Source organism: Peribacillus sp. NPDC006672 (assembly GCF_050274955.1).
Classification (GTDB): Bacteria; Bacillota; Bacilli; order Bacillales; family DSM-1321; genus Peribacillus.
Genome location: NZ_JBNNOR010000001.1, coordinates 368085 through 390292 on the forward strand (window position 1 = coordinate 368085; position 22208 = coordinate 390292).

Annotated in this window: 20 protein-coding genes; 18 read left to right on the plus strand and 2 right to left on the minus strand. The window is 34.4% G+C overall.

Annotation, left to right across the window (positions count from 1 at the left end; all coding sequences use genetic code 11):
• Positions 1-54: 54 nt before the first annotated feature.
• Positions 55-1938 carry a S8 family serine peptidase gene (locus tag ACQKKK_RS01830; protein ID WP_427613643.1) on the plus strand — a complete coding sequence of 628 codons (1884 nt, stop codon included), beginning with the start codon at positions 55-57 and terminating at the stop codon, positions 1936-1938.
• 600 nt (positions 1939-2538) lie between these two features.
• Here the strand turns inward: ACQKKK_RS01830 and ACQKKK_RS01835 are convergent.
• Positions 2539-3714 (minus strand): MFS transporter, encoded by a 1176-nt coding sequence (locus tag ACQKKK_RS01835; protein ID WP_427613644.1) that lies wholly within the window; start codon positions 3712-3714, stop codon positions 2539-2541.
• Between the two features lie 659 nt (positions 3715-4373).
• Here ACQKKK_RS01835 and ACQKKK_RS01840 point away from each other — a divergent pair.
• Together ACQKKK_RS01840 and ACQKKK_RS01845 are read left to right on the plus strand one after the other, a co-directional pair.
• On the plus strand, positions 4374-4604 hold the full coding sequence (locus tag ACQKKK_RS01840; RefSeq protein ID WP_427613645.1) for a hypothetical protein: 231 nt from the start codon (positions 4374-4376) through the stop codon (positions 4602-4604).
• A gap of 183 nt (positions 4605-4787) precedes the next feature.
• Positions 4788-5624, plus strand: coding sequence for an SGNH/GDSL hydrolase family protein (locus tag ACQKKK_RS01845; protein ID WP_427613647.1), 837 nt, complete (start codon positions 4788-4790; stop codon positions 5622-5624).
• Between the two features lie 88 nt (positions 5625-5712).
• Here ACQKKK_RS01845 and ACQKKK_RS01850 read toward each other — a convergent pair whose 3' ends face one another.
• Positions 5713-6012: a helix-turn-helix domain-containing protein gene (locus ACQKKK_RS01850; protein ID WP_427613648.1), complete on the minus strand. Its 300-nt coding sequence runs from the start codon at positions 6010-6012 to the stop codon at positions 5713-5715.
• Between the two features lie 430 nt (positions 6013-6442).
• Here ACQKKK_RS01850 and ACQKKK_RS01855 point away from each other — a divergent pair, with 430 nt between their 5' ends.
• The 15 genes from ACQKKK_RS01855 (at position 6443) to ACQKKK_RS01925 (ending at position 22127) form a co-directional block, all read left to right on the plus strand.
• Positions 6443-7114 carry a YveK family protein gene (locus ACQKKK_RS01855; protein WP_427613650.1) on the plus strand — a complete coding sequence of 224 codons (672 nt, stop codon included), beginning with the start codon at positions 6443-6445 and terminating at the stop codon, positions 7112-7114.
• Between the two features lie 53 nt (positions 7115-7167).
• Positions 7168-7845: a CpsD/CapB family tyrosine-protein kinase gene (locus tag ACQKKK_RS01860; RefSeq protein ID WP_427613652.1), complete on the plus strand. Its 678-nt coding sequence runs from the start codon at positions 7168-7170 to the stop codon at positions 7843-7845.
• Positions 7846-7978: 133 nt separating this feature from the next.
• A complete protein-coding gene (locus tag ACQKKK_RS01865; protein ID WP_427613653.1) occupies positions 7979-8752 on the plus strand; it encodes a tyrosine-protein phosphatase in 774 nt (257 codons plus the stop codon).
• Between the two features lie 300 nt (positions 8753-9052).
• The gene (locus ACQKKK_RS01870) at positions 9053-10873 is read left to right on the plus strand and encodes a polysaccharide biosynthesis protein (protein ID WP_427613655.1); all 1821 of its coding nucleotides are present in this window, start codon (positions 9053-9055) and stop codon (positions 10871-10873) included.
• Between the two features lie 24 nt (positions 10874-10897).
• On the plus strand, positions 10898-11791 hold the full coding sequence (galU, locus tag ACQKKK_RS01875; protein ID WP_427613656.1) for a UTP--glucose-1-phosphate uridylyltransferase GalU: 894 nt from the start codon (positions 10898-10900) through the stop codon (positions 11789-11791).
• A 194-nt stretch (positions 11792-11985) separates the two neighbouring features.
• Complete coding sequence (locus tag ACQKKK_RS01880) at positions 11986-13101, plus strand: DegT/DnrJ/EryC1/StrS family aminotransferase (RefSeq protein WP_427613658.1); 1116 nt, start codon at positions 11986-11988, stop codon at positions 13099-13101.
• The gene (locus tag ACQKKK_RS01885; protein ID WP_427613659.1) at positions 13101-13748 is read left to right on the plus strand and encodes a sugar transferase; all 648 of its coding nucleotides are present in this window, start codon (positions 13101-13103) and stop codon (positions 13746-13748) included. Before ACQKKK_RS01880 ends, ACQKKK_RS01885 begins: the two co-directional genes overlap by 1 nt.
• Positions 13745-14365 carry an acetyltransferase gene (locus tag ACQKKK_RS01890; RefSeq protein WP_427613661.1) on the plus strand — a complete coding sequence of 207 codons (621 nt, stop codon included), beginning with the start codon at positions 13745-13747 and terminating at the stop codon, positions 14363-14365. The genes ACQKKK_RS01885 and ACQKKK_RS01890 overlap by 4 nt, the downstream gene beginning before the upstream one ends.
• A 27-nt stretch (positions 14366-14392) precedes the next feature.
• Complete coding sequence (locus ACQKKK_RS01895) at positions 14393-15559, plus strand: glycosyltransferase family 2 protein (protein ID WP_427613662.1); 1167 nt, start codon at positions 14393-14395, stop codon at positions 15557-15559.
• A 329-nt stretch (positions 15560-15888) separates the two neighbouring features.
• Positions 15889-16668 carry a glycosyltransferase gene (locus tag ACQKKK_RS01900; protein ID WP_427613664.1) on the plus strand — a complete coding sequence of 260 codons (780 nt, stop codon included), beginning with the start codon at positions 15889-15891 and terminating at the stop codon, positions 16666-16668.
• A complete protein-coding gene (locus tag ACQKKK_RS01905) occupies positions 16665-17642 on the plus strand; it encodes a glycosyltransferase (protein WP_427613665.1) in 978 nt (325 codons plus the stop codon). The genes ACQKKK_RS01900 and ACQKKK_RS01905 overlap by 4 nt, the downstream gene beginning before the upstream one ends.
• Positions 17643-17709: 67 nt before the next feature.
• On the plus strand, positions 17710-18741 hold the full coding sequence (locus ACQKKK_RS01910) for an EpsG family protein (RefSeq protein WP_427613667.1): 1032 nt from the start codon (positions 17710-17712) through the stop codon (positions 18739-18741).
• A gap of 35 nt (positions 18742-18776) precedes the next feature.
• Positions 18777-19508 carry a glycosyltransferase family 32 protein gene (locus ACQKKK_RS01915; RefSeq protein WP_427613668.1) on the plus strand — a complete coding sequence of 244 codons (732 nt, stop codon included), beginning with the start codon at positions 18777-18779 and terminating at the stop codon, positions 19506-19508.
• 80 nt (positions 19509-19588) lie between these two features.
• Positions 19589-20602 carry a glycosyltransferase family 2 protein gene (locus ACQKKK_RS01920; protein ID WP_427613670.1) on the plus strand — a complete coding sequence of 338 codons (1014 nt, stop codon included), beginning with the start codon at positions 19589-19591 and terminating at the stop codon, positions 20600-20602.
• Position 20603: 1 nt separating this feature from the next.
• On the plus strand, positions 20604-22127 hold the full coding sequence (locus tag ACQKKK_RS01925) for a lipopolysaccharide biosynthesis protein (protein ID WP_427613671.1): 1524 nt from the start codon (positions 20604-20606) through the stop codon (positions 22125-22127).
• Positions 22128-22208: the final 81 nt, after the last annotated feature.

A 22208-nucleotide genomic window follows, 5' to 3' on the forward strand; every position in this document is an offset into this window, starting at 1 on the left:
TGTTCAAAACCTCATCCATAGCTATTCTTAATCATATTTTATTGGAGTGATTTCATGCACAAACTTATTCAGGCCTTACTGCCGGTTCTATTGCTGTTTATGATTCTGCCAATCTGCCAACCGGTTGCTGCATCTGCAGAAGAAATCCCGCAATCCGATGGTGTCATCGTCAAATATAAAGAGACGAATGATGAGCCGATCAATGACTTGATAGAAAAGGTCGAGGTCCCTAAAGGGGAAACAACCGACAACGTTATCGAGAAACTTGAAGAACAGAAGAATGTGGAATATGCAGAGCCAAACTATCTTTTCAAGAAGATGGATAGTCCGAACGACCCTGCCTATAAAGACCAGTGGCATCATAAAACGCTCGGAACGAATGCAGCATGGACAAAAACCATGGGCTCGAAAGAAATGATCGTAGCCATTATTGACGATGGGATCGATCGTAACCACGGTGATTTAAAAGGGAAAATCGTCAATGCCTATGATACGGTACGCAATAGGAAGAATATCGTCCCAAAAGGCGAGCATGGTACGCATATCGCAGGCATCATTGCAGGTTCTGCGAACAACGGCATAGGCGGAACGGGTGTTGCGCCTAACGTAAAACTCATGCCGATCAATGTTTTTGATGGCGAATATGCCAATACGGCCGATATCATTGAAGCCATTCATTTTGCCGTACAGCAGAAGGCTAACATCATCAATATGAGCCTGGGTGACACCAGTTATTCGGAGGCGTTGGACAAGGCCGTCCAAGAAGCCTATAAAAAAGGCGTCCTGATTGTCGCAGCTGCCGGGAATGAAGGTGATATGGGGAAAAATGTACAGCGTGTGTATCCAGCTGCATACAGCCATGTCATTTCGGTTGCCGCCACTGACTCAAGGGACAAGCGTGCCAGTTATTCCAACTATCATTCAACAGTGGATATTGCAGCACCTGGAGATGATATCTTTTCAACCTTGCCGAATGGTAAATACGGCTGGATGAGCGGAACATCGATGGCCACGCCGATGGTGACCGGTGTAGCAGCACTGATTTGGTCATATGAGCCCAAGCTCAACAAATCTGAGGTCGAATACCGCCTCTATGATTCGGCCGTGGACCTCGGTGCAAAAGGGAAAGACATTTACTATGGAAACGGGCGGCTCAATGCCAAAAAAGCACTGGAAATGAAGACGCTGACCAAACCGGCCGTGACCGCGATTTCCGATAGGGACACCAAGATCAATGGGAAAATCCCAACTGATTTCAAAACGGGGACCGTCTCCATTTATACCGATAAAAAACAACTCGCGACAGTTAAGATCAACGGTGAAAAGTCGTTTACAGCGACCATCGCGAAACAAACAGCCGGCACGAACATCTCTACGAGGGTCATCGATAAATCGGGAAATAAAAGTATACCCGTTTCATTTAAAGTGGTAGATAAAACGGCTCCCTTAAAACCGTCAGTAAACACGGTAGGAGACAATACCGTAAAAGTAACGGGGAAAGCGGAAGCGAGCACTAATGTCATTGTCAAAAATGGCAGTACGGTCCTTGGTAAAGCAAATTCCAATAGCAGCGGGAATTTCACCGTAACGATATCAAAGAAACAAAAAGCAGGAAAAGTCCTATCCGTTACAGCAACCGATAAAGCAGGAAATACAAGCTCAGTCAAAACAGTGACCGTCGCAGACAAAACAGCACCAAGTAAACCTACGGTCAACACAGTAACGACAAAAACGACAAAAGTAACAGGCAAAGCAGAAGCCAACTCCACTGTCTCCATCAAAGAATCAGGAAAAGTGATCGGCTCTGCCACAGCAACGAATAAAGGTGCATTCTCGGTTAAAATCCCCAAGCAAAAAGCCGGGAAAAACCTATATACCTATGCCAAAGACAAAGCGAAAAACGTAAGTGAATCAAGAAAAGTCACGGTTAAAAAGTGAAACAAGAACAGCCCCCATACTAAGTACTGGGGGCTGTACCGTTTTGGGTCAAAAAAAAGAAGCAATAGCGAATATTGCTTCTTTGATCATCTGTTGTTTCATCTAATTTGCAATATCGTCCTACACGAAATACTTTAAATTTCACCTTCTTCAAGCCTCCTATTATATTCAACTTTACTTATTAATCCTTTTGCATTACAGGTAAGACAATCAGTATAAATATCGTAGGCGCCTGTTCCGGCACAAACATGGCATTTGACATGAGTTTCTGGTATATCCTTTTGCATGAATGAAAAAAAATTTCCAATATACTGCAGAATAAGCATTCCCAAAACTCCTTTTTTTTTCTATCATACAACAAAAAAAGGCGAAACCAACCTGGAATACAATATCATTACTTAAATCAAATAAAACCATTACATACTTTACATTGAATTAAAAAATCGATTCAAGGCTATTGACTGATTTCGTCCAACTCTCCCTATAAATCAAAAAAGCCGCTCAAATCGAACGGCCTAACTTTCCTTTATAAACGATCAGCAAGTGTGTGGGCTACAACGAAAGTAGATGTTTATAGGATAATATAATCCGTATATATCATTATTTTTTTCTCAAAATCCATAGGTAAGCCAATAGTGAAATCCCCACAGAGACAGCTGCCATTATGTAAATGCTAATATACCCAAACAGATAGCCGATTTGTCCGAAGAGGATGGCACCGCAGCCGATTCCAAGATCAAAGAAGGAATAGAAAGTGGCATTGGCCATGCCCTTTCGATTTCGGGCAGCGTTTTCAAAAGACCACGCTTGAAGAGCCGGTTGGACAGCCCCGAATCCGATGCCATAAAAAATAGCTGCCATATACAGAATCATGTTACTTGGCATCCAGGCTAGCAATAGCATCGCCGCTACGATAAAAAGAGTAGCTGGAATGAAGACAGCTTGATGTCCTTTTTGATCATAGATTTTTCCAGCGAACATTCGTGTGAAAATAAGAGCTAAAGCGTAAAGAAAAAAATATCCTTGAATACCTGACAGACCTTTTTCGATAGTATAAAGCGGTAAGAAGGTAGCAATCCCGCCAAAAGATACCGTAATGAAAAAAACAAGAATGGACGGTGCAACAGCGCTTTTTTCATAAATGTCAAACCTATAAGTTTTAGCGGGAGCAGAAGGATGATCTACTTTTTTATAGATAATTGTTGAAGCCATGATCCAAGCTGCCAGGCTTAATGCACCGCAAAATAAAAACAAATGTTGAAAGGTTAAAACATCCGCTAAGAAAAGTCCAAATGACGGACCAAAAGCCATCGCCAAATTACCCGATAAAGTGAAGTATCCCATTCCCTCACCCCGACGCTTTGCTGGAATAATATCGGAGGCAATCGTACCTGATGCAGTAGTCGTATATCCCCAGCCAATCCCTTGGACAATCCTCATTGCACATAGAAGGAAAATACTCATCATAAATCCAAACGAGCCTATAGCTACAGCCAAAAAGGCTAGACCGAACAGGAAAACAAAACGTCTTCCTTTTGTTTCCAATGCATGTCCGGCAAAGGGGCGGACAATCAGAGCGGAAAATAAAAACATGCCAGCAACTAACCCAATATACCGTTCATTTCCGCCAAGCTCTTTTACAAAGAGCGGAAGGGTTGGGGAAGTCATTTGAAAGGATAAAAAAACAAAGAAGTTAGCTAAGAATATCATCACAAAATCACGCGTCCAGATTTTAGTGGCAACCGGAAGTTCTTCTTTTAACAAAGGTACACCCATAATAGTTTATTCTCCTTAATTGATAGTAATTATCATTCTCATTTTACTAGAGTTATAGAAAACAATCTATAAAGATTAGAAATAGAAAATAAGTGATCACATTATATCTAAGTAATATTTACTAATAGTTAGTCTGTAAAATGATAATAGAAATAAAAAATTAGGATGGAGGTCACTTTATATTCAGAAAACACAAAATTTAATTTGTAAAAATTAATAAAAATGTTATATTTATGTAAATAAATAAGGAGATAGACTTATGAGAAGGAAATGGTTTTTTTTAGGTGATGGATATTAACTCTATATATGAAGGTGTTAAGAGGTGACAAAAAGTTAGCTATTACTAAGTCCATTGCCAGTAACGGTCTGAATCTCTTATTATCAAAATGCCATTAGATCAAGTTCCTGCCTCTACAGAACCCTTCTGAAGAGCGGAGTTAACTTTGCATGAAACAAACGTAGTTGTAAAATCCTATCTTTACCGTGCAATTCCAATGGAAATTAATTAACCCACTTGGTAATTATGGTAAAATTGTCGGGCGTTTGGGAGAGTTGTTAAGAGTTTTTATCATTAATGTGAAATTTTAATTAAGGACCTTTTATTTACCATTTATAAGGTTTATTATCAATGGGGAAATGAGAGATTAAAGGAGTTAATTATGGGTAGACTTACAGAGACTTTAATGGAGACGGTAGAAGATTCTCAAAATAGTAGGAAGAAACCTATGGTTGTTAAACTAAATTCCGAACAACTCGATGATTTTATAGAAAGATTTCCAGATGGCGGGGAGTTTTTTGGTTTAAGCTATCACATTCATGATGATAAGACGGTCACTTTTAACTACAATTCAGATGGTAAACTTTTAGAAGTATTGAATTTGGTTAAGTGATTTGTATCCAGCAGGAATGCTGGACTTTTTTGAGCATAAATATAATACCCATGTCGAGTGATGTCGGAATAAATTGGAAGAATATTCTTTATCGGTGCAATTTCGATAGCTATAATAAATGACAGAAAAATAATCGGAAGATAGTGAAATAGAGTTTAGGTGGCAGTACTATGGGAGGTAAAGATGAGGAAATATGGTTTAATCATTATCGCTGGAATTTGCTTGGCAGTTCTGATTTTTGGCCATCTGCATTGGAAGAACTTAAGTCAGGCAGCAGGTGTAGAGGCTAGAGAAGCTGAAGCAAAAGTAAAAGAAAAGGAAAAAGAAGATAGAGAAGCTTTGGTACAAAGGCTAAAACCGGAAAATAATGAGCAGCAGCCGTTAATCGATTACCTCCATTATAAGTCGCTTACGCAAGATAGGGTTACTGTATCCTTAGTGGGGAGTAATGGTACTACAGGAACCGGTGCGAGTAATGCTTCCAATAGTTGGGCAGGGCGCTTAGAGAAGAGCCTGCGCGCTGATCGTGATGAGTTAGAAACACTACGTTTTATTAATCATGGACATGAGGGGTATTCAACAGAGGATTTGCTGAAAGGTAAGAAAATTGAAGCGGTCATACAAGATGATCCCGATCTGGTTATTTTTGAAAATTCGCTGATAAACAATCATTATCAATCACTTAGCTTGGAACAGACGGAAAAAGATTTGAAAAACATCATGACAAAGTTGCAAAAAGAGCTGCCGAATGCAAAGATTTTAATCATTTCACCAAACCCAGTCGCAAATGGTAAAACGGAGAATAGTTTAGGGCTGAATTATTTGGACTATATTCAAGCTTCTGAGAAGGTCATCAAAACGAATAAATGGACTTATATGAATAGCAAAGAGGGAATTGAAAAGAAGCTAAAGAAAAAGAATTTGAGATTGGCTGATATACTGACTAATGATAACATCCATCCCAATGACCAAGGGCATTATATATGGTTCGAGGTTTTGCAGGAATATTTTAAGTTGTAGAAAGTAAAAGGGAGAAAAGCGGCTATATCCACTTTTCCCCCTTTTATAGTTTTCGAATCGGAATGAATTCCTATTAATTAATGAGACATCACTTTCTATCTAGAATGAATTCGCGCATTTCCTCTTTCGATATCCCCGACCCCATAACATCCTGCATGATTGCCATCCACTCTTCATCCATGCCTTTGTCTGCTTGTTCATAAAGCAGAGCATCAACCTTTATACAAAGGATTCTAGCGATTTTTTCCAAAACTAAAATAGTAGGGTTTGTTTGAAGGTTTCTTTCCAGTGAGCTTATATAGGATTTGGCAACGCCGGATTTTGTGGAGAGTTCACTAATGGACATTTTCCTTTCTTCCCTAAGCGACTTAACTCGGTAACCTATCATATTGACCACACCTAACCATTAAAATGAAAGTTATAAATGATTTTTTTAAACTATTACTTTCAGTTTACACATTTTTTCTCCCTTTTTAATGATAACTAGGTACTAAAATACTCGGAGCAATTATATGAATAAACGGATTTTCCTGTTTTGGTAGGCATTTAGTTAGGTACATTTCAAGAAATTTTGCAAAACCTAAAAATCATCTAAGCAAGATTGGGATGTGGTGTATACTTAGATTTAATGAAATTCGGGTCAGAATATTCAGAAAAACGGCCTATATGTATATAATATTGGTAAATTTAGTAAATAAACTACTTTTGCATTGAAAAAGTAGTTTGTAAGTTTCATGTAAATTTCCTTATAATACATAAATATAGGTAATATTATGCTATAATGGAATAGGTCATTTTTAACATACCAGGAGGATGAAATGGAAGAAACTATTAGTATTAAAGATATTTTTAAAACATTAAAGAAGCGTTGGAAGCTGATCATGCTGCTGACATTAATTGCCGCTTTGATTAGCGGAACGATTTCTTATTTTGTATTAACACCCGTTTACCAAACTTCAACCCAGATTCTCGTTAATCAGAAACAATCGGAGAACCAATTGGATTCTACTCAAATCCGATCTAATATCGACATGATCAATACATACAGTGTGATCATAAAAAGCCCTGCCATTTTGGAGAAGGTCATTGATGAGCTTGAACTAGACCAAAGCGTAGACCAACTTAGCGAGAAAATCACGATTAACAGCCAACAAAATTCGCAAGTCTTCTCATTAACTGTTCAAGATAGTAATCCTACTAAAGCAGTAGAAATAGCTAACACTGTTTCTGCAACTTTCCAAAAGGAAATCAAGGATATAATGAACGTCGATAATGTTAGCATTCTTGCCAAGGCAGAATTAAAGGACAATCCTGCTCCTGTAAAACCTAATCCAGTATTGAATATCGCCATAGCTTTGGTGGTCGGATTGATGGCTGGTGTCGGTTTGGCATTCCTCCTTGAGTATTTGGACAATACGATCAAGGACGAGGATGATATTGAGAAACTCCTGGAGTTACCCATCCTTGGATCGATTCAAAAGATTTCATAAGTGCATAGTTAAGGCTAACCCAGAAAAGAAGTATATGGAAGGATGCGGGATTTTTGAGAAGTAAAGATAAAAAACAGGTGAATTTGATTGCACAGACTAATCCTAAGTCACCTATCACTGAACAATATCGATTAATTAGAACGAATATTCAATTTTCCTCAGTGGACAAAGACATACAAACCATTGTGGTAACTTCAGCAGAGCCTAATGATGGGAAATCGACCACAGCTGCAAACCTCGCGATCGTGCTGGCACAGGAAGAGAAAAAAGTTGTGCTTGTGGATGCTGACTTAAGGAAACCATCCGTTCATTATGCCTTTAGTCTTAGTAATATAGAGGGGCTTACGAGTGTCCTTACCAAGAAAATGAGCCTAGAAAAAGCACTTTTGAAAACAAATGTTCCTAATCTGGAAATTCTAACAAGCGGTACAATACCGCCTAACCCATCGGAATTATTAAATTCAAAAGCGATCGAAACAGCCATTGAAGAACTGAAACAAATGTATGATTATATCATTTTTGATACACCTCCCGTTCTAGTAGTGCCTGATTCCCAGATTGTAGCCAATAAATGTGATGGCGTGATCATGGTAGTGTCGAGCGGCAAGACAAACAAACAAAGTGCAGTGAAAGCAAAGGAGCTTTTAGTGAAAGCTAATACATCCTTGCTTGGAGTCGTTTTGAATGGCGTTGAAACAGATAACAGCAATTATTATTACTATCAATCTTAAAGAAAATAAGACAAAATTCGACAAAATAACACCCTGTTTAATGGCAGTTTAATATGCTACGATTATCCAGGGTATTAATTCCTATCTATTTTCTTAGTGTTAAGCCTATTATCCTAATTCGTTAAAAGGAAGTGTGTGTAATTTGATTGATATACATTGTCACATTCTCCCAGGAGTTGATGATGGATCCGCGGACATGAAGGAAAGCTTGATTATGGCAAAAAAAGCAGCGGAAGCAGGGATCACCCATTTATTTGCCACGCCGCATCACTTAAATGGGAAATATGTAAATGTGAAGAGTGACATCATTGACCATACAGTGAGGTTAAATGAGAGTTTACAACAAGACAATATTCCTCTAACCATTCATTTCGGACAAGAAGTAAGAATCCACCGGGACATATTTACTTCACTAGAAAAAGAAGAGATCCTAACGCTGGATGATAATGGTACATATTTATTGCTAGAGCTCCCTTCGGGTAAGGTTCCTGCATACACACAAGAAGTGATTTATGAGCTGCTGCTTAAAGGAATCACACCGATTATCGTACATCCGGAGAGAAATAAGGAATTGATCGAGAATCGTAAACTATTATTTGAACTGGTCCAGGAGGGAGCGTTAACTCAACTTACCTCTGGCAGCATTACCGGAAACTTCGGTAAAAGCATCCAATCTTTTTCAAAAAAAATAATCGAACATAATCTGGCTCATTTCATTGCAACAGATGCCCATAATATAGGCTCTAGAGGATTCACGTTACAAGAAGCCTATGAAACTATTACAAAAGCATATGGAATCGAACGGGCATTTTATTTCAAAGAAAACGCTGAACTGCTAATAAAGGGACAAAGTCCTTTAATTGATAAACCAATACTATTTAAAAGGAAAATATTTGGAATCTTCTAAGAATAAAGATAATTATGGGGCCTACACATCATAAAAGAATTTGTCTCCATATAAAGTTTTAGGTTATTTGTTGCTGGAACTACTTATATAGGAGAGGGATAGACCACCTCTAATTGGAAAGTTCCTAGTTCAAACAGCAAAAAAAAATGGTCATTAGGATCAATAAGGGCATTTAAAAGGGGAATGGACAGCACCATTCATCATGATATTAAAAATTAATATCATGTGAAAAAAATACAATGCATTAATACTGTATTTAATAGGAAGTATATCGACATTTTATTAAAGGGGGAAATGAGGTTGGCCTACCGAAAACGACTAACACTGCTGGCGCTTTTAGATTCCTTAATAGTATTATCGGCCATTTATGTAAGTTATTTATTCTTGTATCCGTATTTAAATATATTTAAATTACCAACGCTCTTGGTCACATCTGTCTCACTATTAATTAGCCATCATTTTTTTGCTTCTATTTATAAACTGTATAAGAAGGCCTGGGAATATGCGAGTATTGGGGAGTTACTGTCCATTGTAAAAGCAGTAAGCTTATCGGTTATCACTGTTATCGCCATCCAAGTAATTGTTTTTCAAGATGTTTATGTAAGAGCCATGGCATTAACCTGGATGATGCATGTCATCCTTATTGGCGGTTCCCGTTTTTCATGGCGAATGCTGCGTGACCGCTTGATACATAATCAAAATGAAACCAGGAACACATTGGTTATTGGCGCAGGATCGGCAGGAACCATGGTTGTACGTCAACTTCTTAATAATCATGGTACGGAGCTTAAACCAGTAGCATTCATTGATGATGATCCGAAGAAAAATAAGTTAGACATCTTAGGAATACCTGTTGTTGGTAACTCTAAACATATCCCTGAAATGGTGGAAAAATACCATATAGATAATATTGTCATTGCAATTCCTTCATTAAGTAAGAAAGAATTGAAGGTCATCTTTGATGAATGTGTAAAAACGAATGCCAAAACACAAATCATGCCGATGATTGAAGATATTATGGTAGGGAAAGTAAATGTTAATCAGTTTAAAGAAGTGGAAGTCGAAGATCTTCTAGGGAGAGACCCCGTCGAATTGGATATAACCAGTATATCTGAATATGTAACAGGCAAGACCATCCTCGTTACTGGGTCTGGAGGCTCAATTGGTTCGGAGATTTGCCGTCAAATATGCAGGTTCTCACCTGGCAAACTTATTCTCTTAGGTCATGGAGAAAATAGCATTTATCAGATTGATATGGAACTGAAAAAGTTATATGCAAATCAAATAGAAATCATTCCTGTCATCGCAGATATTCAAGACCGGGATAGAATTTTTGAAGTGATGGAAACCTACCGACCTGACGTTGTTTATCATGCGGCTGCACATAAACATGTACCGCTTATGGAATATAATCCACGTGAAGCAGTTAAGAATAACGTTTTTGGTACAAAGAATGTTGCAGAAGCGGCAGATACTTTTGGTGTAGGTGCATTTGTGATGATTTCATCCGATAAAGCCGTTAACCCAACAAACGTCATGGGATCAACCAAGCGTATAGCTGAAATGATCATCCAGCAGTTAGCAAAAAATAGCACAACAAAATTTGTCGCAGTTCGCTTCGGAAATGTATTAGGAAGCAGAGGAAGTGTCATTCCTTTATTTAAAAGGCAAATCCAGGCCGGTGGACCAGTAACGGTCACACATCCAGACATGACAAGGTATTTTATGACAATACCTGAAGCATCCAGATTAGTCATTCAGGCAAGTTCCTTGGCTAGAGGTGGGGAGATCTTTGTTCTTGATATGGGTGAACCTGTTAAAATTGTAGAATTAGCGACAAATCTTATTCAGTTATCAGGTTATTCAATTGAAGAAATTGGAATTGAATATTCTGGAATCAGACCTGGTGAGAAGATGTATGAAGAACTATTAGGGGAGAAAGAGGTTCATAGTGAAGCTGTGTTCCCTAAGATTTTTATAGGAAAAGCGGTACTGGAACAGGAAGAAGAGATACAGTATCTTTTAAACTCCTATGATGATTTTTCCATAATGGAACTGAAAGATTTCGTGATAAATTTAGCTAATCGAAGAAAGAACAAAACTTTCTTAGCAGTAAAATAGCAGTAGGGTAAGGAGGACTAATAAGTGAAGAAAATCACAAAAGCAATCATTCCTGCAGCAGGGTTGGGTACTCGTTTTTTGCCTGCCACAAAAGCTATGCCAAAAGAGATGCTGCCAATCGTTGATAAACCAACGATCCAGTACATAGTGGAGGAAGCTGTTGCATCAGGAATCGAAGATATAATCATCGTAACTGGAAAAGGTAAACGTGCGATTGAGGATCATTTTGATTATGCTCCAGAACTCGAACAAAACCTAATGGAAAAAGGGAAAATGGACCTGCTCAATAAGGTACAATACTCCACCAACCTTGCTAATATCCATTATATTAGACAGAAGGAACCAAAAGGATTAGGCCACGCTGTATGGTGTGCACGTAAATTCATTGGGGACGAACCATTTGCCGTACTTTTAGGTGATGATATTGTCCAAAGTGAGACTCCTTGCTTAAAGCAGTTGATTAATCAGTTTGAGGAAACAAACCATTCAATTATTGGAGTTCAAACTGTGCCTAAGGAAGAAACCAATCGCTATGGGATAATAGATCCTGCTTTTCAAGATGGCCGACTTTATCAAGTTGAAAACTTTGTAGAAAAACCAGCCATAGGAACAGCTCCTTCCAATTTAGCCATAATGGGAAGGTATATTCTTACCCCTGAAATCTTCAGTTTGCTTGACCAGCAAGAAACGGGCGCTGGCGGTGAAATTCAGTTAACGGATGCGATTCAAAAGTTAAATCAAATGCAGCAAGTTTTTGCATATGACTTTGAAGGGAAACGTTATGACGTTGGAGAGAAATATGGATTTGTGAAAACGACATTAGAGTTTGCTCTTCAGAACGAAGAAATTAAAGATGAGTTAGTAGAGTTTTTAGAACAAATGGTTAAGGATTATTCTTCAGAAAAGATTAATGCGTAGGCTCAAGTTTTCATCAAATATCAATCATATATTTTATTCAAGGTGAAACATTCAAGAAGGATACCTTTACTTCCATTTTCCTTGGATACTCTATCCCCCTATTTTTACCCTATTTGAATAGTGGCTAGATGAAGAAATAACTTGATGTAAAATTCTGTATAAAGTGACTTATTGTAGGAAGGAAGTTTTAAATAATGAAGGATAGATTATTCCTCGCATCACCACATATGAGTGATGAAGGTTATGAAATGGAATATATAAAGGAAGCTTTTGATACTAATTGGATTGCTCCTCTTGGGGAAAACGTGAATCAATTTGAAATAGAATTGGCAAATAAGGTAGGAAGTGAAGCGGCTGCAGCACTTTCTTCAGGCACAGCGGCTATCCATTTAGCGCTTAAAGCAGCAGGAGTTGAAGCAGGGGATATTGTATTTTGTCCTACATTAACATTCTCTGCAACTGTCAACCCGGTAATCTATCAAAATGCTATTCCTGTTTTTATAGATAGTGATTATGAGACTTGGAATATGTGCCCTAAAGCTTTGGAAGAAGCGTTTGAGAAATATCCTGAAGTGAAAGCAGTAATTGTAGTGCATCTTTACGGACTTTCAGCAGACATGGATAAGATTATGGAGATTTGTAATAAGCATAAGGTAACGGTAATAGAAGACGCTGCTGAAAGCCTAGGTGCTTACTATAAAGGAAGACATACTGGAACCTTCGGTGATTATGGAGTTTTTTCTTTTAATGGGAATAAGATTATCACTACTTCTGGTGGTGGGATGTTGGTTTCCAATAATGAAGAACGTATTGCTAAGACAAGATTTTGGGCCACTCAAAGTAGGGACCAAGCAAGGCACTATCAACATAGTGAATTAGGATATAACTACCGGATGAGCAATGTAGTTGCAGGGATTGGCAGAGGGCAGCTTAAAGTATTAGATCAGAGAGTCGATAAGAAAAACTATATCTTTGAGTTTTATAAGAGAGAACTTGGTGAACTTGACGGTGTAGAGTTCATGCCTAGCAATGAGTGGGATAAACCGAATTATTGGTTAAGTTCTATGACTTTGAATGGTAATGTTAGACCGATAGATATTATGGAAGCTCTTGAAAAAGAAAACATAGAGTCAAGACCGGTATGGAAGCCAATGCATATGCAGCCGTTTTTTGAGAAGTATGACTTTGTTGGAACGAATGTTTCTGAGAGATTGTTTGAAAATGGTATTTGCTTGCCTTCTGATACAAAGTTAACAGATGAAGATTTGGAGAGAGTTGTTGAAATTATTAAAGGATTGTGGGAAAGGTAATGAAACTTTCTAAGGGTGATATTTATAGAAGATTTATAAAAAGATCGATGGATTTCATACTATCTTTGATCGCTATTATTGTTCTCAGTCCGGTCCTTTTGATAGTTGCCATCCTTGTAAGAGTAAAGCTAGGGAGTCCAATTTTGTTTCAACAAAAAAGACCAGGGATGAATGAGAAGATTTTTATGATGTATAAGTTTAGAACAATGACGGATGAGAGAGATGAAAATGGTGGGTTGCTTCCTGATAGTGTTAGGTTGACGAAGTTTGGAAGGTTACTGCGTTCTACATCCCTCGATGAACTTCCGGAACTTTTTAATATTCTTAAAGGAGATATGTCGATAGTGGGTCCTCGACCCTTGCTGGTGCAGTATCTGCCACTCTACAATGAGCATCAAAAGCGTCGCCATGAGGTTAGACCTGGATTGTCCGGTTTGGCGCAGGTTAACGGTAGAAATGCTATTAGTTGGGAAGAAAAATTCAATCTCGATGTTGAGTATGTAGATAATGTAAGCTTCATTGAAGATTGGAAGATTATTTATCTAACTATTAAAAAGGTATTTGTCAGGGAAGGTATAAATTCAGAAGCTGCTGAAACGATGGAGCCATTCAAGGGAACTAATAATAAGGAAAGAATGACACTATGAAAAATAATCTTCTTATAATCGGTGCAAGTGGCCACGGAAAAGTTATTGCTGACATTGCGATTAAAATGAATAAATGGAAAAGCATTGCTTTTTTAGATGATAACGAAAATATTAAGTCATCAATGGGAATAGAAGTGATTGGTAAATCAACAGATGTGTTTAATCATCTACAGAATTACGATATTTTTGTGGGTATTGGTGATAATTGCACACGTGAAAAGGTGCAAAGGAAGCTTGAAGCTGAAGATGCAAGCATACCTTCTTTAATTCATCCCAGCGCTGTTATTGGTGAACAAGTTGAGTTAGCATCCGGTACAGTCATAATGGCTGGAGTAGTGATTAATTGCTGCACGAGAATTGGAAAGGGATGCATTATCAATACTGGAGCCACGGTAGATCATGACAATATAATTGAAGATTTTGTTCATATATCACCAGGTGCGCATTTAGCTGGTACAGTGAAAGTGGGGCATGGATCGTGGTTAGGTATTGGTAGTATAGTAAGCAATAACATTAACATCACTAACAGTTGTAATGTGGGTGCAGGTGCTGTAGTGGTTAAGGATATAACTGAATCTGGAACATATGTAGGTGTTCCAGCGCGTAAGATAGATTGATAGTAAATAATTTGAGGGAGAAAATATATGGAATTATCCTATAAAATTCTATTTTATATAAGTGGATTTATTATTGTTTGGGCAATGGTTGGATATCCTGTATCTTTAAAAATAATCGGAAACTTTTATAAGAACCGAAAGCTTGAAAAAGACTATAGTCATCAACCTACAGTAACGGTTATGGTAGTTGCTCATAATGAAGAAAAAGTAATGTTAGAAAAACTTAATAACATTATAGAGTTAAATTACCCTCATGATAAAATTGAATTCTTGATAGCTTCAGATAATAGCACAGATAAAACCAATCAAATTGTTAAAGAGTTCATAAATGAATACCAATATCAAAATATGCGACTTTATGAGGTTAAGGCTCGTAAAGGAAAAACAAATGCGCAAAATGAAGCACAAAAAATTGTATCAACAGAGTTCTTAGTAATGACTGATGCAAATTCAATTATGGATCAAAATTCTGTTAAAGAACTTATGGCGGCCTTTACTTCTGAAGATATTGCATATGTTTCGGGTAGACTTTCCATTATAAATCATGAATCAAGTGATATAAGCAGTGCCGAAGCAAGTTATTGGGATAGTGATTTAGCAATCCGTGAAATAGAGGGGAAAATACAAACAATAACTGCTGGCAATGGGGCATTATATGCTTGTAGGACGAAAGATTACTATGACTTTGATCCGATTCAATGTCATGATAGCGCAATGCCTCCATTGTATGCACTTCAAGGTAATAGAGCAATTGCTAATCATGATGCTATAGCTTATGAGAAGGCTGGCGAAATAATAGAAGATGAGTTTGGTCGCAAAGTAAGGATGAATAGAATTATTCTAAAACACATTTTACCTGACGTAAGAATACTTAATATATTTAAGTATAAGTGGTTTTCTTATTTTTACTTTGGACATAGAACATGTAGATATTTATTGTGGATTTCACATTTAATACTATTTATATCAAGTGCTTTTTTGATAAAGGAATTCTGGCCATATACTTTTGCGTTTGTTGGACAGGTGATGTTTTATTTTTTGGCACTAGTTAGAGTAATTACTAAAACAAATAATAAATATTTGACATTAATCTATTATTATTGCGTCACAGTAACTGCACAATGGGTCGGGGTATATAACATATTGTCTGGAAAGGCAAAGCCATTTTGGGAGAAGGCTGAAAGTACTAGGTAAAATCAAAATGAAGATTGCTTTGATTGTATGGGATATTGGCTTTTACAGTGGATGTATTATTTCTATGCTAACCAACTTTTGAATAATGGCTACTCTAATCCTACTATAGTTAAGTTCCTGAAAGATTAACCTCAAATTTAATTAAAGTGAGATATTTAAATATAGATTGTTTTTTATCTTATGGAGAACTGAATTTTATATTCTTATTATCATAGATAATTTCCTCTATAAGATAAAAATGAGTTATAAAGTGGCTACTAAACTTACAGTGGATTAATTTATATAGGTTTTACATATGTTCACAGTGCATTAGAAAGGATTGAGATAATGTGAGTATACAAGTTCTTGTAGCTACAATGAATCAAAAAGATCATAACTTATTAAATGAAATGAATATTCAATCAGATGCAATTATTGCAAATCAATGTGAAAGAAACGAAATTGAAGAATTAATTTTCAAAGGGAATCATATAAAGTATTTGTCGTTTGCTGAACGAGGCGTTGGTTTGAATAGGAATAATGCTTTAATGCGAGCTCATGCTGACATATGTATTTTGGCGGATGATGATATGGTATTCCATGATGGATACGTTAAGATGATTAAAAAATGTTTTATAGAAAATCCTCATACCGATGTTATTATATTCAATATTATTGAAAATCCAAAAAAGAGATATGTAATTGAAAAGAAATTTAAGGTGGGATATCACAATTATATGAGATTTGGTGCTGCTAGAATAGCATTTAGGAGAAAAAGTATAACTAAATGTGGTATAACATTTAATCTCCATTTTGGAGGAGGAGCAGAGTTTAGTGCTGGAGAAGATACCCTCTTTTTACATGATTGCTTAAAAAATAAATTAAATATATTAGCTGTACCAGAAGCTATTTCCACTTTACCAAATTATAGAGAATCCTCCTGGTTTCAGGGATATACAGACAAATATTTTATTGATCGAGGGGCTTTATTTGCCTCTATAACCAAAAGGAATGCATGGTTACTTTGTTTGCAATTTGCTATTAGACATAGAAAAATGTTTAAAGAGGCTAAAAATTGGTATGAAGCATATAATTTAATGATTAAAGGCATAAAGGAAATTAAAGGATGAAGAATATAACCCCAATAATAACAATTGTTGTTCCTGTTTATAAAGTGGAAAAATATTTAGAAAAATGTGTGAATAGTTTAATCCATCAGACATTAAAGGATATAGAAATTATCCTTGTTGATGACGGGAGCCCTGATAGTTGTCCTAAAATATGTGACGAATACGCAAAGGCTGACTTACGTATAAAAGTGATACACAAAGAAAATGGTGGTTTATCTGATGCTAGAAATGTAGGAGTAAGAGAAGCTACTGGTGAGTATATATTGTTTGTTGATTCTGATGACTTTATCGAACTAGATACATGTGAGAGGTTTATTGAGAATATTGGAAACCATCGACCAGATTTAGTAGTAGGCAATGCTAGGAAAATAAATAATGGTGAAATCATGAATATGCAACATCAATTTAATACTAATGGACAAATGATAACAGGAAAAGAATATTTAAAGAAAGAGCTAAACTCTGGAACTATGCATATGGCTGTATGGCTAAATTTGTATAGTCGAAATTTCCTTGTAAATAATAAACTGGAATTTAAGGTCGGGTTGTTACACGAGGATGAACAGTACACACCAAGAATTTTTTTGAAATCAAAGACAGTCATAGGGACCGACATTATTTTTTATAATTATCTAATAAGAGATGGGTCGATTACTACAGCCCAAAATAAAACTAAGAATGCAGAACATATTATGCAAACTTGCAGAGAACTAGAGGAAATCTATAATGGAATTGATGATGTAGAGTTAAGAAGGCTGCTAAATGATAATTTAGTAAATAAGCTTCTTTATATATATCAAGTGGCAGGTTTACACAAAAAAGAAAATTCCTATTTAATAGATAAAAAGTTTTTAAAGGGTAAGGCGTACACGCGAAGAAATAAATTGAGAGTTTTTATATTCCAATTAAATTCAATGCTATATTACAATTTAAATATAGGTTATAAAAGATTTAAAGAGAAATTTACATTTTGAAACCACGATTTTTCTGAATAAATTCTAGAAATAAGCAAAAATTGTCGGGATTAGGTGAGGACTACAAATGGTATTTTATTTGAGTTGGTTTACACTAACTTTTTTGTTATTAGCATTAACAAGAAATGTAAGTAGGATAAATTTGATTATAGTATTTATTCTACTTACTTTAGTTTATGGTGGTAGGAATTTAATCGGTGTTGATGATCTTACATATATCTCATCATTTAATAATGCTAATAGTGGTGGGTTAGTATATGGGATGGAAAGATCCTTTATAGTTATTTCAAAGTTTCTTGGAGATATGGGACTTAATTTCAGAGCATTATTTTTCTTTTATGCATTAGTTTCTTTTACCTTTATGTATTTATCATATAAAGAATTATGTCAAAATAAGTATGAATGGATTGTTGCTATTTTAGGTTTTATAGTGTTTGCATTCGTACCAACCATAACATTGATGAGGCAATTTGCAGCTGCCGCCATCTTGACTTATGCATTTCTTTTTATATTAAAGAAAAAAAATATACTTGCGTTAATTTTTATTGCATTTGCATCTGTCTTTCATCTAGGTTCTGTTATTTGTTTTATGTTTTTACCGTTTTTTTTAATACGAATAAAGGTAAGAACAAAAATTATATTACCTATAATTTGTTTAGCTATTGGCTATTTTGGTATATTTAATAATCTATTGAATTTGATTGACTCATACATTCCAAATAAATATATAGGTTATTTAAATAGTTCTACAGTACCTCAAATTGGTCTATTACATTTAATCTTAATAACAATATATATACTTCAATTTCTACTACCGATCCTATATAAAACAAAAAAACAAATAAGTGATACTACCGATTTTCTAGAACGTGCACAAATGTTATATTTTTCGGTGTATTTTATTACTCTGTCTAGCGGTTGGACCAGCAGAATGAGTATTTATTTTATTCTTTTTGTTCCTTTTATTTTCAAAACATTTATTACGAGGTTTAAACTAGAAAAAGATAAGCAAATGTTATATCTAATTTGTTACGGAGCATATTTTCTGTTGTTTATTTATCAAATTATTGTAAATAACAATTTTAATATCCTTCTGTAAAAAAATAGTATAAATAAAAAATATTGAGGTGTATCATGCCAATACCTAAAGTAATTCATTATTGCTGGTTTGGAGGAAATCCATTACCTCCTTTAGCGAAAATTTGTATAAATAGTTGGAAAAAGAATTGTCCGGATTTTGAGATAATAGAGTGGAATGAGCAAAATTTTGATTTTAATTGTAATACATACGTGAAAGAAGCGTATGAAGCAGGTAAATTTGCCTTTGTGTCAGACTATGTAAGACTTCATGCACTTTATCATCATGGAGGAGTATATATGGATACTGATGTCGAAGTAAAGAAACCACTAGATTTTTTTCTAAAACATGCTGCATTTACAGGGTGTGAAAATGAAAACTATTGTGTTACGGGGATAATGGCAACAGAAAAAAATCATCCATGGGCAAAGGACTTATTAGATCAATATAAATATAGGCATTTTATATTGGCAAATGGCAAAGTAGATACTACACCAAACACAGAGATAATAACACAAAAGACCACTGAAAAGTATGGTTGGATACCCAAAAATAAATATCAGGTTTTACAAAATGGGCTACATATTTACCCATTTACGGTGTTTTGTGCAAAGAGTTTTAAAACAGGAAAGATTATGGTAACAGATGAAACCTATACTGTGCATCATTTTTCAGGTTCTTGGTTATCTAAAACTGATAAAGTTAAGGCGAAAATTTTTAATTTTTTGGGACCAAATATTACTGGAAAATTAGTAAAGTATAAAAATAAATTAACTATAAGGAGTTAGTAGGTCAGTGTAATGACTTTTAACTTTAAAATAAGACAGTATTTTAACAACGTTCATTAATGAAAGGATTTTGGTTATACATGACAATCAGCCCTTTGGTTTCTGTTATTATGGCAACATTTAATGCCAACCCTGAACATTTAAAAGATTCAATAAAAAGTATTTTATCTCAAACTTATAAAAATATCGAGTTTATAATAATAAATGATGGTTCGACGACTATTAATCCTAAAAAAATTATAGATAACTTTAAAGATGAGAGAATTCTTTATATTAGTAATGAAAAAAATCAAGGACTAACAAAATGTCTTAACATCGGATTAAATTACTGTAATGGTAAATTTATTGCTCGAATGGATGATGACGATATTTCATTTCAGAATAGAATAGAAAAACAAGTTAATATCTTTGAACAAAACTCCAATATAAATATTTTGGGCACTAATGTAGAATACTTTGGTAATTCTAACAAATATTCAAATATTATCATGTCATCTAATATAGAAATTCAACAAATTCGTCTTCTTTTGGGAAATAAAGCAATTTTTCATCCAACGGTGATGTATAGAGCGAGTTTCTTGGAAAAAAATAATATTAAATACAATGAAAAGTATAAAAAAGCTCAGGACTATGGTATGTGGGTTGAGTGTACTAAATTTAGTAATATTGATTGCTTACCAGAAGTACTACTAAGATATAGGACTCATCCTAATCAAATATCAAATAAGAATAGAAATGAACAGCAGGATTACGATGATATGATTAGAATAGACCAACTTGAATTTTTAGGTATAAAACCTAGTGAAACTCAAATTAAAACACATTTAGAATTTTGTAAAATGGATATAAACCTTAAAATAAGGGATACAGAGAAATGGATAGAATTTTTGATTAGACACAATAAAGAAACAAAAAAATTCAATGCAAATGTTTTCTCAAAGATAATTAAAAGATATTGGATTTTTATCTGTTATAACAGATTTTTTAAAGAAAAGAATTTGAAATACTTACTTCCATTAATTAAATCGTTAAATTTAAATATTGTATCAGAATTTCTACTTAATAAAACTAGAAGTATTTGGAGAGTAAAATAAGTTGAGAACACAAAGAACTTTAAAAATTATCTACTGGGGTTTAGTATCTCAAGTTATTATCTTACTAATCGGTTTTATTACAAGAAAAATATTCTTAATGATATTAGACTCCACTTATTTAGGCATCAATAGTCTGTTTGGGAATATTATTTCAATAATATCACTAGCAGAACTAGGTGTTTCAAGTGCAATTATATATCATTTATACAAACCAATTGCTGATAATAACAGTAAAGAAATAACGAAGTTAATGAATTTGTATAAAAAAGTATATAGAATAATTGCTTTAGTAATCACTATAATAGGTTTATTGTTCATCCCATTCTTAGAATATGTAGTGAAGGATTCAACTTTTTCATTAGGCTACTTAAGAATTATTTTTTGTATATTTTTATTTGATACTGTAGTTTCATATTTTTTTTCGTATAAACGGTCTATGATTTTTGCTGATCAAAAAAATTATATTGTTATAATAAATGATACGATATTTAAAATTTTAACTGCAATTGTAAATATCGTTATTTTGATATTAACTAAGGACTTTATTTTATATTTATTATCAAGTACTGTTCTTAAAGTATTAAATAATATTACAATAGCATTAATTGCTGATATGAAGTATCCATATATAAAGAATAATGACAAACTTGAAAAAGAAAAAACTAAGAAAATATTTAAAAATATTAAAGATATATTTATTAATAAACTTTCATGGACAGTAACTAGTGCAACAGACAGCATAATAATATCCATGTATTTTAATTTATCTATAATTGGTATGATTGCAAATTATAACTTAATAATATTATCTATACAAAATTTGGTTGTGAAATTATTAGATTCTACTCAAGCAAGTATAGGAGATTTATTAGTTAAAGGCAAAAAAGAATATATCTATATGATTTTAAAACGATTAAGTTTGTTAGCATTTTTTATAGCTTCGTTTTTTGGGTTGAGTTTAATCTTCTTAAGTAGTCCTTTTATATCTATCTGGCTTGGGGGTCAATATTTAATTAGTAACGATATAATTATAGTACTAATATTGAATTTCTTCTTTTTGGTATTAAGGACACCTTTATGGCAAATGGTAGGAGTTTCAGGCCTATTTAGACAAGAGAGAAATATTGCATTAATTGGTACCATAGCAAATCTAATTGTATCAATTGTTTTAGTAAAATATATCGGATTAATAGGAGTATTCTTAGGCACTTTATTATCTATTCTTATACAAATCGGATTAAAAGTTCCGTTGTTTTTCAATAATTTTTTATTAATGAAAGCCAGAGAATATTTTAAAACACTCTTAAAATTTATCATTTTATTTTTTATAGAATTTTTAATAATTTATTACGTTAGTTTGCTTATTAATATAGAGAATCGGTATTTTGAATTTATTGTCTTAGCACTAATTTGTATGTGTATTCCAAATACAATTAATTACTTAGTATTTAGAAACTCAGAGGAATATAAATATCTTAAGTCATTGGCTGAAAATATTGTAAAGAAGAAAACAAAAGGTGTTTGATTTTTTATATTTTTTTAAAGAAACTAATATCTATTTTAAAAGTTGATAAATAGATAAATGTAAAATCATTTAATTAAAAAG

Bases quoted from the DNA above. Each gene is read 5' to 3' on its own strand.
- ACQKKK_RS01835 (WP_427613644.1), bottom strand. From the start codon at position 3,714: ATGGGTGTACCTTTGTTAAAAGAAGAACTTCCGGTTGCCACTAAAATC.
- ACQKKK_RS01890 (WP_427613661.1), top strand. From the start codon at position 13,745: ATGAAAAATAATCTTCTTATAATCGGTGCAAGTGGCCACGGAAAAGTT.
- ACQKKK_RS01880 (WP_427613658.1), top strand. From the start codon at position 11,986: ATGAAGGATAGATTATTCCTCGCATCACCACATATGAGTGATGAAGGT.
- ACQKKK_RS01915 (WP_427613668.1), top strand. From the start codon at position 18,777: ATGCCAATACCTAAAGTAATTCATTATTGCTGGTTTGGAGGAAATCCA.
- ACQKKK_RS01855 (WP_427613650.1), top strand. From the start codon at position 6,443: ATGGAAGAAACTATTAGTATTAAAGATATTTTTAAAACATTAAAGAAG.
- ACQKKK_RS01850 (WP_427613648.1), bottom strand. From the start codon at position 6,012: ATGATAGGTTACCGAGTTAAGTCGCTTAGGGAAGAAAGGAAAATGTCC.
- ACQKKK_RS01895 (WP_427613662.1), top strand. From the start codon at position 14,393: ATGGAATTATCCTATAAAATTCTATTTTATATAAGTGGATTTATTATT.
- ACQKKK_RS01910 (WP_427613667.1), top strand. From the start codon at position 17,710: ATGGTATTTTATTTGAGTTGGTTTACACTAACTTTTTTGTTATTAGCA.
- ACQKKK_RS01840 (WP_427613645.1), top strand. From the start codon at position 4,374: ATGGGTAGACTTACAGAGACTTTAATGGAGACGGTAGAAGATTCTCAA.
- ACQKKK_RS01920 (WP_427613670.1), top strand. From the start codon at position 19,589: ATGACAATCAGCCCTTTGGTTTCTGTTATTATGGCAACATTTAATGCC.
- ACQKKK_RS01905 (WP_427613665.1), top strand. From the start codon at position 16,665: ATGAAGAATATAACCCCAATAATAACAATTGTTGTTCCTGTTTATAAA.
- ACQKKK_RS01830 (WP_427613643.1), top strand. From the start codon at position 55: ATGCACAAACTTATTCAGGCCTTACTGCCGGTTCTATTGCTGTTTATG.
- ACQKKK_RS01845 (WP_427613647.1), top strand. From the start codon at position 4,788: ATGAGGAAATATGGTTTAATCATTATCGCTGGAATTTGCTTGGCAGTT.
- ACQKKK_RS01885 (WP_427613659.1), top strand. From the start codon at position 13,101: ATGAAACTTTCTAAGGGTGATATTTATAGAAGATTTATAAAAAGATCG.